Source organism: Niabella yanshanensis, from assembly GCF_034424215.1.
GTDB classification, from domain to species: Bacteria; Bacteroidota; Bacteroidia; order Chitinophagales; family Chitinophagaceae; genus Niabella; species Niabella yanshanensis.
In genome coordinates this window covers 223,309-236,079 of sequence record NZ_CP139960.1, presented here as the reverse complement: position 1 = coordinate 236,079, position 12,771 = coordinate 223,309, and the positions used below count along the sequence as shown (strand labels likewise).

Genomic DNA, 12,771 nt, shown 5'->3' with positions numbered 1-12,771 from the left:
TTAAATCTTAATTTCTTTCTATTTATCGCTATTACGATATCAATTATTTTATAAGAGCTTACCAATCACGAATGCATTCTGTACAGTACGGGTTGAAGTGCAACAACCAGTAGATTCGCTGCGGTTCTTTGGCGCCAATCGGTAAATGTTGGTAACTTTAAAGCTTGTCTGCATTTTGAGCCATTCGTTTAACCTGAATCCCGGAAGCCTTTAATTAGCCGGAAAGAGCGAAGCAAGTTAGGGATTGGATAGAGCGATAATAATTTGCCAGCGGAGGCTTTTGCTCACTTATTTGAACTCTGCCTCTATTTATGATTACATAATGTTTAACAAATAAGAAAATAAGTTAGAATATCCAAAATATCGGGTCCGGATTTGGGGAAGTATTTTCCACACTTTTTTTAATCTCAGTCATTTCGATCCCCGTCACTGCAGGTTCACCATCATCTGAGGGAAGCCAACAAAGAAGCTGCTTCCGTGATGCCTCACCGATGAAACTTTTATTTCAATGCCATGAAAATCAGCAATACTTTTTACGATAGAAAGGCCAAGCCCATTGCTGCTGGAACAGGATGAAGATGTTTTTTTAAACCGATCAAATATGTAGGGTAATTCCCCTGCCTCAATTCCGATTCCTGTATCCCTAATTATTATCACATATTTTTCTTCGGGAGAATAGTTGCCGCTAATTTCAATGCTCCCTCCGGTTCTGTTATACCGGATGGCATTGGTAAGCAGATTATACAATAGTTGAAAAAGCAAATCCTTGCTAGCCGATTTTACGATGATATCATTAGGAATATAAGTAGTGTACCTTATTCCTTTTTCCTCCATAAGCGGTTCCAACTCTTTCATCATTTCCGAAATCATCGGAGCAAGCGCAATTGTATCCTGCCTGGCATATTGATTGTTCTCAATCCGCGAAATCAGCAACAGGGAATTCACTATCTTTTTTAACCTGCCGAGCGTTTTCATCATCACTGATACCTTTTCTAATACATCCCGATCCTCCGTAGAAAGCATAATGTTTTCCATTTTATTCTGGAGGATTCCCATCGGAGTCATCAGTTCATGAGAGGCGTTTGAAGTAAATGCCCGCTCTCTTTCAAAGTCGGCTGTGATCCGGTGCATCAGGTTGATCAACGCTTCATCAAGGTAGCTAAAATCTGAAGTGGATGTAGCAACCGGCTCCAGCTTTTCATTGTACGGAAATTTTGGTGAATACAACTTACTGCGTATAATACGTTTCAAAGGTCGTAACACTACATGCGTAAATCCTAAATCCGTAATTAGTGTTAATAGGACCAGTATCAATAGCACCGATAAGGCTATTCTTTGTAAGGGCTTATCGTATTGGTTGATAGATGCGAGCGCTTTCCCGATTTCCAATATATAGGATTTGCCGTCGTACTCAAAGTTCCGAACCAGCAGCCGGTAGGTTAAAGTATCTCCTTCTATCATTCGCTTTGATGTCAGCAGGGTGTCTGGCATGGTCAAATGATTATTCTGTTCCAGCGAAATGTATTCTTCCTTCAGCATCGTATAGCTGCCATAGGAGGAATCTCCCTCCAGGTAATAATCAATCCCATTTTCTTGAATAGTAACAAATACTTTTTTTTCCTGTTGCTTTAACAGATAATTAGTGTAGTCAGAAGCAACCCCTTCCACCATTGAAGGTAGCAACCATACAAACAGCAATACAATTACTGCCTTTGAAATAGTGGTAAACAACGTAAGTTTTGTAATCAGTTTCACGCAACGGCAGTTTATAATTTAATTTTATACCCTACACCACGTATGGTTTGCAGCCATTCTGTTTCCCCATAGCTGCTCATTTTTTTACGGATATTTTTAATGTGAACATCTATAAAATTGGAGTCATAGTCATCATCTGAAAGATTACCCCATATATGTTCACTCAATTGAAAGCGGGTAAGTGGCCGGTTTTTATGAAGCGCCATATAACTTAAAAGATCAAATTCTTTCCTGGAGAGATCTATTTCCTGCTCCCCCCATTTCGCTGTACGCTGATTGAGCAGCAAGGTAAAATCGCCTAATTCAATCCGGGATTCTTTCAAGCCTGATTTCCTGCGGGTAATGGCCTGCATGCGCGATTGCAATTCGAGCAACGAAAATGGCTTTGATAAGTAATCATCTGCACCCAGGTTCAATCCGTTTATCCTGTCTTCCACTTTGCCCCTGGCTGTTATGATAATATACGATGCTTCAGGACAGTTGAGCTTGGCTTCTTCCAGCACTGCCAGTCCATCCTTATCAGGCAATCCAAGATCAAGTAAAATAAAATCGAATGTCGAATCCTCCATCATTATCCGCGCCTGTTTGGCGGTAAAGGCCAGCTCGCAAGAGTATCCAGACTTATTGAGAAAGTCCTCCATTTCCAACGCCATGCCACGTTCGTCTTCAACAATCAGTGCTCTCATAATATTTAAAATTGATAGTAAAATGCTGCACTAAAAAATGAGTTCACTTTTCCCGGCTGGCTCTGTGCCTGTTTACTCAACAGTGAAAACTGTCCCGAAACTTCCAACTTCAGGTGATTTCGGTTATACGAAACCGGTAGTTTAAGGTTATAAGATAAAATTTCAAAACGGTTGGTTGTCTTTATTGTTGGGTTCTGTTCCGAAGGAGAGCCTCCGAGGACAGGCGGCATCAATATGCCAAGAATGCTGTCGCGGATACCCTTTTCTTCCTGGTAGTATTCATAAAAGTGCTGGGTACCCGCCGTCATATCCAGCGAAGGATTGAATGAGACCAAATCATTTCTCCCGATATTGAAAAGGTCGATATCCCTGCTGATTTGTGGAGTGATGAAAAAGTCGTTGGTCTTGCCGAACGCATAGTCCCCTGAAATAGACAGGTCCACAACGCTCTCACGCGCTATGGTGAGATTGACGCTATGGGGATTGGCGGCCTGAAGGAAAGGAGAAAATTTGGGGTAAATGCTATAGTCGTAGCTGAGATCAGCAGTGAATGATTTGCCAAGCGGAAAAGAAAATCCCGCACCAAGACTATACGCTGATGCCAGCCGGGCTGAATCATTCAACAGCCTGTATCCCATCCCAGTCAAATAAAACCCTGAACGGTGGTGGTATGCCGCGGCAAGGGCAACATAAGGCAATCTTTCATCGGATCTCTGTCCGTAATAACTGGCATCATTGGCGTACACGGCGCCAATCGTAAATGTAGACTTTTTAGCCTGGATGCTGTCAGTTAAAGGAAGCCGGGTGCTGTCTCCTCCCGATTGTGCCATTCCTATGACCCAGGTAAAGAATGCTATAAGAGATAAATAAAATTGCTTCATAAGCCCGAATAGTTTTTAAGGGTTATATTTTAATCTTCTTTATGATGATCTTAGGTTTTATAATATTTTGCGGTAGAGGAACAACGTCTATCTTTACCGGTTTTATTTTCTTTTTTGATTTTGGGACTTCCCTTATCGTCTTTATTTCCTCTTGCACAGTTACAATGGCGTTATTTACAGGACCTTTAGCAGAAGATTTCTGTGTTAAGCTCTCGTCTTTTATATCCTTGGCCTGCTGCTCTGCCTTTTTTGGGGGCACGGTATCCGTCAGGCAATACTCCCCTGATGACAGCCCAAACTGTTTTGATATAACAGGATGGGACAGCGAGGTAGGTACGCTGCCCCATCCTGTAAGGGTACGGATCGTGAAGAATGCGGTGATCAAGAGCGTAGACGCGATCTTCTTTTTCATTATTTTTTTAGCGTTCAAATGGCTATCTTATTTGTAGGCCGGTTATTGTCTTTGTATTAACCGCAGCTTTTATGGGTTTGCTTTTCAGCATTGTTTGGACGCCGGATTTAGCAGCTACTGCGCTTTTTGAAACAGGATCTGTAGTGTTTTTTATGTGTGACTGCGCATTGGCTGAACCTGATTTTATAGTCTTTTCGGCTTTGTGAAGCCCTTCAATGGCTGTATTTTCAAGCTTTTGTTCGGCCTTCACTATATTTTCACCTTTAATTTCCTTTTCCATCGTTACATCGATGTTATTCTTAGCAGATAATGCATTATTATCCTTCTTGACAGCAACACCTGATGATGATATGGCTTCAAGCGAGACAGAAGCATTAGTATTGCTTGCTATAACTTTAGCTTTATTACCGGCTTCGTTTACAGCCCCTTCAGCCGCATCTTTCGTGTCTTGGGCAAGTTCTGCGATCGTCTTTCCTGTTTTTTCGACATGATCAGCACTTATTGTAGCTTCTCCATTTCCTGTAATAGTAGATTTACCCTCGGAACTTTCTACCATTACCTTATTATCATTCCCGGCAGATAATACATTTTTATCGCTGCCATTCTCATTTCCCTGGTTGTTTACAGACCCGGATCCTGTTGCCTTGTTTGCCTTTTGGGTAACTTCTTTAGTTTCATTTACGGTTTTACCCGGAGCATCGGTACTTATTGCAACCCTTGCGCTGCCGTTACCTTTAACATCAGCTTTTTTTGTTTTAATGGCTGATGAAGAACCGGCTATTGCCTTTCCACCGGCCTGCTGGGCAAAAATCGTTGTTGATGCCAGTCCAAATGCTATACATAAAATAGTTGCTTTCATAAACTTTTTTTGTAGGATGAATAATTTCAACAAACCTATCAGCCCAACATGAAGCGAACATGAAAATGTACAGATGGTACGACAACAAGGCGTAATGACTAAAGGCGGCAGATCAATCAAAATGGCTTGCCGGAGCCAATAACGAACGAATAGTACAGAGCGCTGAAAAAAACCAGACAGGGACCGGATATGTAGCCTTACGTACGATGATAAGTTTTTACACCGGCTTGCTGTTTATTTATCTGATCACCGGAATCATGATTATACTTTCTAAGATGTCTAACATGCAGCATAACAGCAATGAAAAAAGTATTCGCATATAATAATGAAGCTTTAATAAACCTTTTGAAGCAACGTAGCCCAATGGGTAAAATCTGATAATAACTGTATGTAGCTTAACAAACGTTCCTATTTTTAAAAACAGATAAATTAAAGACCAGCCCTGGAAAGAACCGGGCGTTGCTAACCTATGAAAAACACTTAAATCTTAATTTTCTTTTTATTCATTGCTATTACGAATATCAATCATGTTGTGAGCGCTTAACCAATCACGAACGCACTGCGTGCAATAGGATTTATAATGAACAATAATACCATCCGGAAAAGAAAGATGAAAAGGCAAATGAGAATAGCTTACTAAAACAATAGCACTCCAATGTATTGCAGAGGTTATTAATTTCTGCTTAGCGGGCAATTGACGTCAGTCTAAACGGTTTATACACTTACGCAGTCATTCTTTAGTTTTTTTTAGGTCTTACTGGCAGGGTATTTGTCAAAATTCAAATGATGGAGCATCTCTCCAAATATTATTTGTAAGCGATAATAACCCTGTCACTAAATCGAATATCATGACAAAGACATCAAAGGCGGCAATAAAAAGGGAACAGTAACACATAAATTGAGGAAGGGAATTTAAATTCATAAGCAAACCATTGTAATCGCCATGTCAGCAGCAAGGGAAAATGGGCTAAAGTTGTCCTTCTCCCCAAAAGAAGCTCAGGATAACAGCTTCCAAACAGCAGCCGGAAAAGGCCGATAGGTAATATTGAACGCAGAAACGTATTGTCGATAAATATTCCAAAATTCTAAATCATAAGCTATGAAGAAATACAATAGGCTAATCAAATTACTTAATGAATGCGCCGCGGCTTGTGAACATTGCGTGGCATCATGTTTAAATGAAGAACATGCGGGGCATTTAACAACCTGCATCAAAACCGGTATCGTTTGCGCGTCGGTTTGCCGTACCACTGCCCTATCGCTCGAACATGGTTTTTCCGATCAAGCGTCCCTGCTACTTTGCGAAGAGATCTGCAGGGCTTGCGCCGATGAATGTAATAAACACGAACACGAGCACTGCAAAGCCTGCGCTGAAATTTGTAATAATTGTGCTGAACAATGCAGGCAGGCCCCCAGCTATTAAGAGGACTATAATGAAAAGTGAGGGTTGAGGAACCATAAATAAAAATCATGTAGACGCAATTAATCCTGTAAACGTAATTATTATGGAAAATGAAATTCTTGGATTTGAAAAAAAATATTGGGAAGCAATGGAAGCTCACGATTTTGAAACAGTTAAAAATCTCACTCGCTTTCCTTGTATTACCGCGGGAAAAGACGGCGTGAGAAATGTAGACGAAGCATCTTTTAAAAAAATGTTTGAATCTGGTGCCGGTGTCAATTGGACGGTTTTAGACATTTCCGGAGTGGAGACACAAATATTTGACAACAATGCAGTGATTGCTTACCTTATTGAGTTAGAGCATTCAGCAGAAGGAAAAACTTCATCGATGAAATGCGCCTGTACCTCCACCTGGATCAAAGATGATAACACATGGCGTTGTGCCATGCATACCGAATCTGATTTAAAGTAAACCTCAGCTAAAAAAATAGCTTTTGTCCTGCAAAGTGACCGTTATTCCGTCAGGATGTTTCGAGCCTGCAATCTTTCAGAGCATATATCAATCAACATAAGCCAACATTATCATTTTAAATATTCTGTTACCCGATAGGCAATAGATTAGACGAGTGCAGAAGCTTAAAGCTAATCATGAATATGGAGACCAGTTTCACCTGAGGTCTTAATAACTCCAATATGTATATACTTTGATGTATGAACATCACATATCAGTATAAAGATCCGTGCAAAGCTTTTTACATTCATTAACTTTTAGGGAGAAATCCTTCTGATCTCCTCTCAAATCACCGTTGTCGAACAACCAAGCCATGCATGCGTCGAAGAACTGATACCATTCTGTATTGGTCTGCCTGCGGAAAGCGCAGGTGTTGCGTGGCGGTCTGAACCAGTTGAGGAGCATCAAAGTCGAGCAAGATGGTAAGGATCCGGTTACATTCACGTTTGCCACTGGAGCATACTCTAAACCATCCTATATAAAACCGGCATAGGAGCCACCCTATTTGCCAAAAAATGCCGCAGCACATATTGCCTGAAAGACCTGAAAAAAACAAGAGCTGGTAATACCTGCATCAGGTTATCCCACCTACAGTGGTTTACGATTGCATAAGTATCATCACCGCCCCGGGGCAACAGCACAGTCGAGTTATCCAACCCCGTTTTTTGTTGAAACCAACCGGCTGTGTAATGCCAAACGTCAAGATTTTGTTGTGTGTCTACAGCTTGAAAAAAGTTGAAAAGAAAAACACCAGGTCTTGCATGATCCACATTTGAAATTCGTTTTACATTTACTGCATGGGTCACATAGGTCGACCTGGAACTCCAATGAATCTTTTCATTAAGAACTTTATAGCTATCGCTGACCAATATTTTTTCTATCAACTCCTTCTCATCAGATTCTATCAGAATCACAAGATCATAACGGGCATATTTAAATTGGTAAGAAGGATCTTTTATCAACGGGCTGGTTCCTGGCGGAATTACCAGGCCTTTGAAGACGACAATCTTAGCTGCAGGGAAAGCCGACTGCACCTGATCGCGCCACTGAATCGTTACCTCTATTAGCTTTTTTTTGGCGTTACTAGAAGAAAGAAAAAAGGGAAACGGACTACTATCAATTTCAGCTGCAATTAACAGGAAGAAACTACTTAGGGGCTGTTGAAGATTTACTAAGGGAAACTCATTCTTGTCATTAAGAGTAATTAATTGTTGTTGCATATTTCAGATTTCAGACAAAGATCTACCTGAAATTGAACGCATTATTTTACATATGTTAAGTAATTATCTTTTAGCCCTGATCCTGCTCAAAGAAACCTGGGCTATGCCCAAATAACCTGACAGATCACCCAGACTAATGCGCTGCAAAAGAGAACTGTTCTGTTGCAGAAAGTTTTCATAACGTCTAATTGCGTCTTCTTCCAACATCTCACTGACCCTTGCCATCATATTGACAGAAGCCATACCTAAAAATTGTCTGAATGCGGTTTCAACGCAATGATGTTTCCGGCATAAATGGTCTATGTCACGATGACTTATGTAATGCACCATTGTTGTTTCTAAAGCTACCAATCCATAGCCAGACCTTGTTTTTGTCAGAAAACTATCCAATCCGGTGCACAAACTATTTTCCGGGAAAAATCTCATAATAAATTCCTTACCATTCCTTGTAAAGCTTAGCTTTAACAAGCCTTCTTCTATAAAATACAGGTACTGTGCTACGTGCCCCTCCTTAAGCAAGGATGTACCCTTTCTAAAAGATTTTACCTTTGTACTATCGAGTAAGTCCTGTCTTGCTTGTTCTGTCAGAACAGTCCCGCCGGAAAAGTATTCAATCAATCCGTTCATACCTGAAGATATATTAATTTTATAATTTGCTCATAAACCCCAAATTCAATGAATAATACCAATTGCCATGTTCCTTATGAAAGTATGCAATAGCAATCGATTGCATTAGATTGAATATAGGGTCAATATAGTCCCCAAATGACTGACCCAAAGCGGCCTTCCATTCGTTGTAATAAGAGAACCTGTAAATCTCCACTAATTTTATCCAATTGGTAAATTGCAGGGGAATGCGGACTTCATTTTATACCACTCGCCCATACAATTATTAGCCATGTGATTTCGATATTTCATCTAACCGAACAAGTTGCTCTCCAGAAGCGAAAAGCTTTCAAACTCATCTCGACCATAGCAAATTTGAGAACCTTGCAATGTAGCTCCCCTACCATTCCTTTCTAAGATCATCGAAGTTATCATGAGTACCTAAACCGGTGACACAAATGGACTAAGAATTGAATTGCTGTATTCAATCTTTCGTTTTAATTTGAAGGTTTGAACAGAATCGATTCGCATTTAATGCCCCAGATATTTACATTTAATCAAATCCTTCTAATTACCAGCTATGATTTTAAAGACATGCCGGTTTTATTTCATCTTTGTACTCATTAGCATAAATTTGCAGGTAAGCTCACAGACAGCCCATACAAAGGTCAAACCTAATATTTTATTTGCCATAAGCGATGACCAAAGCTATTACCATACCAGCATCAATGGATGCACATTTGTTAAAACTCCTGCCTTTGACCAAATCGCCAGACGAGGGGTTTTCTTCACCAATTGCATTGCCGGCTCACCCGGATGTGCGCCATCAAGAAGCGCTATCGTCACTGGCAGATATCCGTGGCAGAACGAACAGGCCGGTCAACATGCATCCAGCTGGATGAAAAAGTACATATCCTTTATTGATCTCCTGGCCTCGAATGGTTATCACACCGGATATACAGGTAAAGGTGTAGATCCCTTCCAATACGCCAGAAACGAAAATGACAGTTTATGGAGGAAAGGCAACGCCGCAGGCAAGGCTTATAACAGCATACGTTACCAAAAAGGAGATGGCACCGATCCAAGACCTGCCAGCGGTATCAGTGATATCAATTATTACGAAAATTTTAAAAACTTTTATAATGCCAAAGGCGCCAGTGAACCCTTCTTTTTTTGGTATGGGGCAGCAGAACCGCACCGGGGGCTCGAGCGAGGCTCCTGGAAGCGGAGTGGTAAGACTTTAAAAGAAGTACAGGTACCGCCATTCTTACCCGACAATGATACGATTCGGGGAGACTTGCTGGATTATGCTATCGAGATTGAATGGTTTGACTGCCATCTGCAGAAGATGCTGGATTTCTTAAAAGAAAAAGGAGCATTGGAGAACACGATCGTAATTGTAACTTCAGATAACGGCATGGCTTTTCCGAGAGCTAAAGCTAACTGTTATGAGTATGGAATACATGTACCCTTCGCATTCAGCTATCCTGACGGGATACAGGCTGGCAAAATTGTCGAAGCGCCTGTTAGCTTCACAGATATTGCTCCAACGCTGCTGGAACTTACAAAAACTACAACGAAAGGAATGATGCCCATTTCAGGCAAAAGTTTCTTAAGCCTAATTGATAATAGTGCTGATTCGAGCGATCATTTCGCATTGTCAGGCCGGGAAAGACATTCCTATTCAAGATACAATAACTGGGGTTACCCGCAAAGAGCGCTCAGGAACAAGGAATTCCTGTTCATCTGGAACATAAAACCGAAAAGGTGGCCGGCGGGAGATCCCCAGCGCCTTCAGTCATTAGACGGAAAAGATCTGTTTCCAAAATTTGGAATTGACACTCGTGGGATCCATCACCCGGAATGGGCATTTACTGATATTGATGCCAGCCCTTCCAAATCTTTTATAATTGAACATTATAAAGACAAAGCTATCAGACCTTACTTCGATTGGTCCACAGCATTAAGACCCGAATATGAACTTTACCGGGTATCAACGGATCCCGGATGTTTACATAATCTTTCCGGGCTGGATGATTACCAATCCATTGAAAATAAAATGAAAGACCTCCTGGTAACCGAGTTGCAAAGGTCAGGCGATCCAAGAATAACAGCACCTCTCCCGGAAATATTTGATTCTTACGAAAGATATTCAGGCCCGGTAAGAGCATTTCCTGAGCCGTGAATCATGCGTCTTTAACCTCCATACAATTATCTATATTGCGATGAGGCGATAACGTATGCGATGTTTAATTGATTTTTTTGATAATTTTCAACAATAATTACCTTTACTGTTTTGTCATTTGAATACCAACTGGGAAAATATTATTGCGGGTGATCAAAATGAATATGGTAAAACCTATTTGTAATTTTATGATCATAATCGGCCGCCAAATAAAGGAGAATGATATCCTACCAGAATTGAAGGGAATATTATATGAAGCCACTCCTTCAGGAAGCGCTCACCTCCGGAAATGCAACGCCAGCTCGGTTCTAGCGCACGCCTGGTAATACATCTCATAGAGAGATTTACCAACGTCAATGTCAAGAATATTCGGCTATGACCACTGAAACCTCATAAAAAATTGAATTCAACTTTACTGAATGGAACCGTTTTTGCTCTACAAGCGGGGAAAATGATTGTATGAATGCGTCACATATATTTAGATCCTTTATAAGCATTTTGCTACTCCTCTTTATCTGCGCGTCCTGCGAAGATCGGCCATCAAAAGGTGCCTACGATTCTCAACAGAAGGACGCCATGGTTAGCATCCCTTCAACAGACCACAGCGATCCACCTCAAATTCCTACAACTATTGAAAGGATCCGGCAGATATATGATTCGACAATAACCTACCTGAATGCAGCCAAGATGGATTCTGTTCGTTTCCCCTATCACTGTGGCGATGAAAAAAGTGGTGAAATCAGCTTTTACTCGTACCAGGGAACACTGCGCTTGATTACCCATAAATATCAAGAGTACGATCATCACCATGCAGAAGATCAATTCTTTACTATAGATAGCATTCCTTATTTTATTTTCAAGAGACAAACTTTATGGTCTTTTGAAACTGGACCAGAGGGTTCAACGAAAGATGATGTCACAGAACACCGGATTTATCTACTGGATCAAAAGCCGGTTCAATGCCTGAAAAAGAAATTTAGTATCCATTCCAAATCTCCCGGTAGCATCAATCCCCAAAAGGAAGGTAGCACGAAAATAACCTGCCCTTCTAAACTGATTGAAGAATTTAAGGCGATATTGTCCTACAGGCATGAAGCTGCGCATTGCCCTGAGGTCCCTAGAGTAAAGATTTAAGTTGAAGGCATTAGCTGAAAAAATGCGCATCGATATAATCGGATAGATGATGGTATTGACATACTGGTATGGAATTATCTTAATTAATAGCGTCATCACCGCAGCCTTAAAGGCAATATGACTGTCCTATCTACAATTAAAAAAGGTCCTCCTGTAGAAACAGACTGACCTCTAACGATTGCTTGCTATATGAAAAAAGTTTTACCCGATTTAATGTATGTGTTTCCATCCTTTGGATGCAAATACATTTGTCATCTACACAATTGCAATGCCAAACTTTTGCGTTTTGAATATTTTCCTGCCTGGTTATAAATTGCTGTAACAATTATGGCCATATAAATACCCGATCGGACTACTGATCCGCCTGCTTCCCACCTCATCTTTGTATTCGAAACCCAAGGTAAAAGTGAGTATGGAACAAGTGATCGAGGATTTATTTCCTATAATGGCTATTGAGCATGATTGCATTTTAAGCAGACGCGGAGACATCTCTATTGTGTTTAAAGCAAAGTTGCCGGAGATCTTTACGCAGTCTGACGCCAATTACGAGGTATTTATTTCACTTGGAGGTGCGCTGTCGAAGGTATATCGGACAGAAGTAAGCCCGGAGGAATACCTGGCCTACACCACTGAAGAGCGGGAAAAAGTACAGGTTCAAAGCTACGCCAAGAAGTACGGAAATATTGAATCAGGAATTAAAATGTACCAATTGCCTGTTGATCTAGTATTACCTCCCCTTTCTTGATTGTCAGAAGTGATTTCGTATCTATATTATGTTGCTTCTCTGCAGCATCTTTAGGCTTCGCACAGGGTAATATCCTGCATTTCAGCAGAATTATAAAGGTACTCAAAGTCATTACGCAGCAATGCTGCCATAAATTCCTGATTGACCAAAAGGCTGTCTGAAGCGGCATCGCTGTCCATTTTCTGATCTTCCTGCTTCCAGTAATCAACCTGGTTCAAGCAGGCTTTGACAAGTCCTTCCAGATTCCCGAAATATTCATAGATCATTTTTGGGATACCTTTGATATCCGCTCCACCTTATTGATCCGGATCTGCTGAAAGCCTTCTTTCACTACAATCTTTCTTACTGCTGGGAGCATATCGTTTAAATATTGTT

13 protein-coding genes are annotated in these 12,771 nt (G+C 40.8%); 5 read left to right on the top strand and 8 right to left on the bottom strand.

Annotated elements, in window-relative coordinates; translation table 11 throughout:
• Positions 1-426 precede the first annotated feature (426 nt).
• From U0035_RS00860 to U0035_RS00840, 5 genes are read right to left on the bottom strand one after another with little or no spacing between them, the layout of a single operon-like run.
• Positions 427-1,755: a sensor histidine kinase gene (locus U0035_RS00860; RefSeq protein ID WP_114791422.1), complete on the bottom strand. Its 1,329-nt coding sequence runs from the start codon at positions 1,753-1,755 to the stop codon at positions 427-429.
• 11 nt (positions 1,756-1,766) lie between these two features.
• Complete coding sequence (locus U0035_RS00855) at positions 1,767-2,441, bottom strand: response regulator transcription factor (protein ID WP_114791421.1); 675 nt, start codon at positions 2,439-2,441, stop codon at positions 1,767-1,769.
• Positions 2,442-2,446: 5 nt separating this feature from the next.
• The gene (locus tag U0035_RS00850) at positions 2,447-3,322 is read right to left on the bottom strand and encodes a hypothetical protein (protein ID WP_114791420.1); all 876 of its coding nucleotides are present in this window, start codon (positions 3,320-3,322) and stop codon (positions 2,447-2,449) included.
• A 22-nt stretch (positions 3,323-3,344) separates the two neighbouring features.
• The gene (locus tag U0035_RS00845) at positions 3,345-3,734 is read right to left on the bottom strand and encodes a hypothetical protein (protein WP_114791419.1); all 390 of its coding nucleotides are present in this window, start codon (positions 3,732-3,734) and stop codon (positions 3,345-3,347) included.
• A gap of 22 nt (positions 3,735-3,756) precedes the next feature.
• A complete protein-coding gene (locus U0035_RS00840) occupies positions 3,757-4,593 on the bottom strand; it encodes a hypothetical protein (RefSeq protein ID WP_114791418.1) in 837 nt (278 codons plus the stop codon).
• Between the two features lie 1,099 nt (positions 4,594-5,692).
• Here U0035_RS00840 and U0035_RS23085 point away from each other — a divergent pair.
• Together U0035_RS23085 and U0035_RS00835 are read left to right on the top strand one after the other, a co-directional pair.
• A complete protein-coding gene (locus tag U0035_RS23085) occupies positions 5,693-6,016 on the top strand; it encodes a four-helix bundle copper-binding protein (RefSeq protein WP_114791417.1) in 324 nt (107 codons plus the stop codon).
• 82 nt (positions 6,017-6,098) lie between these two features.
• The gene (locus tag U0035_RS00835) at positions 6,099-6,467 is read left to right on the top strand and encodes a nuclear transport factor 2 family protein (RefSeq protein WP_114791416.1); all 369 of its coding nucleotides are present in this window, start codon (positions 6,099-6,101) and stop codon (positions 6,465-6,467) included.
• Between the two features lie 503 nt (positions 6,468-6,970).
• Here U0035_RS00835 and U0035_RS00830 read toward each other — a convergent pair.
• Positions 6,971-7,726 (bottom strand): hypothetical protein, encoded by a 756-nt coding sequence (locus U0035_RS00830; protein ID WP_114791415.1) that lies wholly within the window; start codon positions 7,724-7,726, stop codon positions 6,971-6,973.
• 63 nt (positions 7,727-7,789) lie between these two features.
• Positions 7,790-8,353, bottom strand: a complete 564-nt coding sequence (locus U0035_RS00825) for a Crp/Fnr family transcriptional regulator (protein WP_114791414.1) — start codon at positions 8,351-8,353, stop codon at positions 7,790-7,792.
• A gap of 613 nt (positions 8,354-8,966) precedes the next feature.
• Between U0035_RS00825 and U0035_RS00820 the strand changes: the two genes are divergently transcribed.
• The 3 genes from U0035_RS00820 (at position 8,967) to U0035_RS23065 (ending at position 12,396) form a co-directional block, all read left to right on the top strand.
• Complete coding sequence (locus U0035_RS00820; protein WP_245957750.1) at positions 8,967-10,517, top strand: sulfatase family protein; 1,551 nt, start codon at positions 8,967-8,969, stop codon at positions 10,515-10,517.
• A 459-nt stretch (positions 10,518-10,976) separates the two neighbouring features.
• Complete coding sequence (locus U0035_RS00815) at positions 10,977-11,651, top strand: hypothetical protein (RefSeq protein ID WP_162817906.1); 675 nt, start codon at positions 10,977-10,979, stop codon at positions 11,649-11,651.
• A gap of 412 nt (positions 11,652-12,063) precedes the next feature.
• Positions 12,064-12,396 carry a DUF3875 domain-containing protein gene (locus U0035_RS23065; RefSeq protein ID WP_211316452.1) on the top strand — a complete coding sequence of 111 codons (333 nt, stop codon included), beginning with the start codon at positions 12,064-12,066 and terminating at the stop codon, positions 12,394-12,396.
• 50 nt (positions 12,397-12,446) lie between these two features.
• On the opposite strand, the gene U0035_RS00800 is transcribed toward U0035_RS23065, so the two are convergent.
• Positions 12,447-12,662 carry a hypothetical protein gene (locus tag U0035_RS00800; RefSeq protein ID WP_114791411.1) on the bottom strand — a complete coding sequence of 72 codons (216 nt, stop codon included), beginning with the start codon at positions 12,660-12,662 and terminating at the stop codon, positions 12,447-12,449.
• Positions 12,663-12,771 lie beyond the last annotated feature (109 nt).

Excerpts from the sequence above, each read along its gene's own strand:
- U0035_RS00855 (WP_114791421.1), bottom strand. The coding sequence starts at position 2,441 with ATGAGAGCACTGATTGTTGAAGACGAACGTGGCATGGCGTTGGAAATG.
- U0035_RS00850 (WP_114791420.1), bottom strand. The coding sequence starts at position 3,322 with ATGAAGCAATTTTATTTATCTCTTATAGCATTCTTTACCTGGGTCATA.
- U0035_RS00845 (WP_114791419.1), bottom strand. The coding sequence starts at position 3,734 with ATGAAAAAGAAGATCGCGTCTACGCTCTTGATCACCGCATTCTTCACG.
- U0035_RS00840 (WP_114791418.1), bottom strand. The coding sequence starts at position 4,593 with ATGAAAGCAACTATTTTATGTATAGCATTTGGACTGGCATCAACAACG.
- U0035_RS23085 (WP_114791417.1), top strand. The coding sequence starts at position 5,693 with ATGAAGAAATACAATAGGCTAATCAAATTACTTAATGAATGCGCCGCG.
- U0035_RS00835 (WP_114791416.1), top strand. The coding sequence starts at position 6,099 with ATGGAAAATGAAATTCTTGGATTTGAAAAAAAATATTGGGAAGCAATG.
- U0035_RS00830 (WP_114791415.1), bottom strand. The coding sequence starts at position 7,726 with ATGCAACAACAATTAATTACTCTTAATGACAAGAATGAGTTTCCCTTA.
- U0035_RS00825 (WP_114791414.1), bottom strand. The coding sequence starts at position 8,353 with ATGAACGGATTGATTGAATACTTTTCCGGCGGGACTGTTCTGACAGAA.
- U0035_RS00815 (WP_162817906.1), top strand. The coding sequence starts at position 10,977 with ATGAATGCGTCACATATATTTAGATCCTTTATAAGCATTTTGCTACTC.
- U0035_RS23065 (WP_211316452.1), top strand. The coding sequence starts at position 12,064 with ATGGAACAAGTGATCGAGGATTTATTTCCTATAATGGCTATTGAGCAT.
- U0035_RS00800 (WP_114791411.1), bottom strand. The coding sequence starts at position 12,662 with ATGATCTATGAATATTTCGGGAATCTGGAAGGACTTGTCAAAGCCTGC.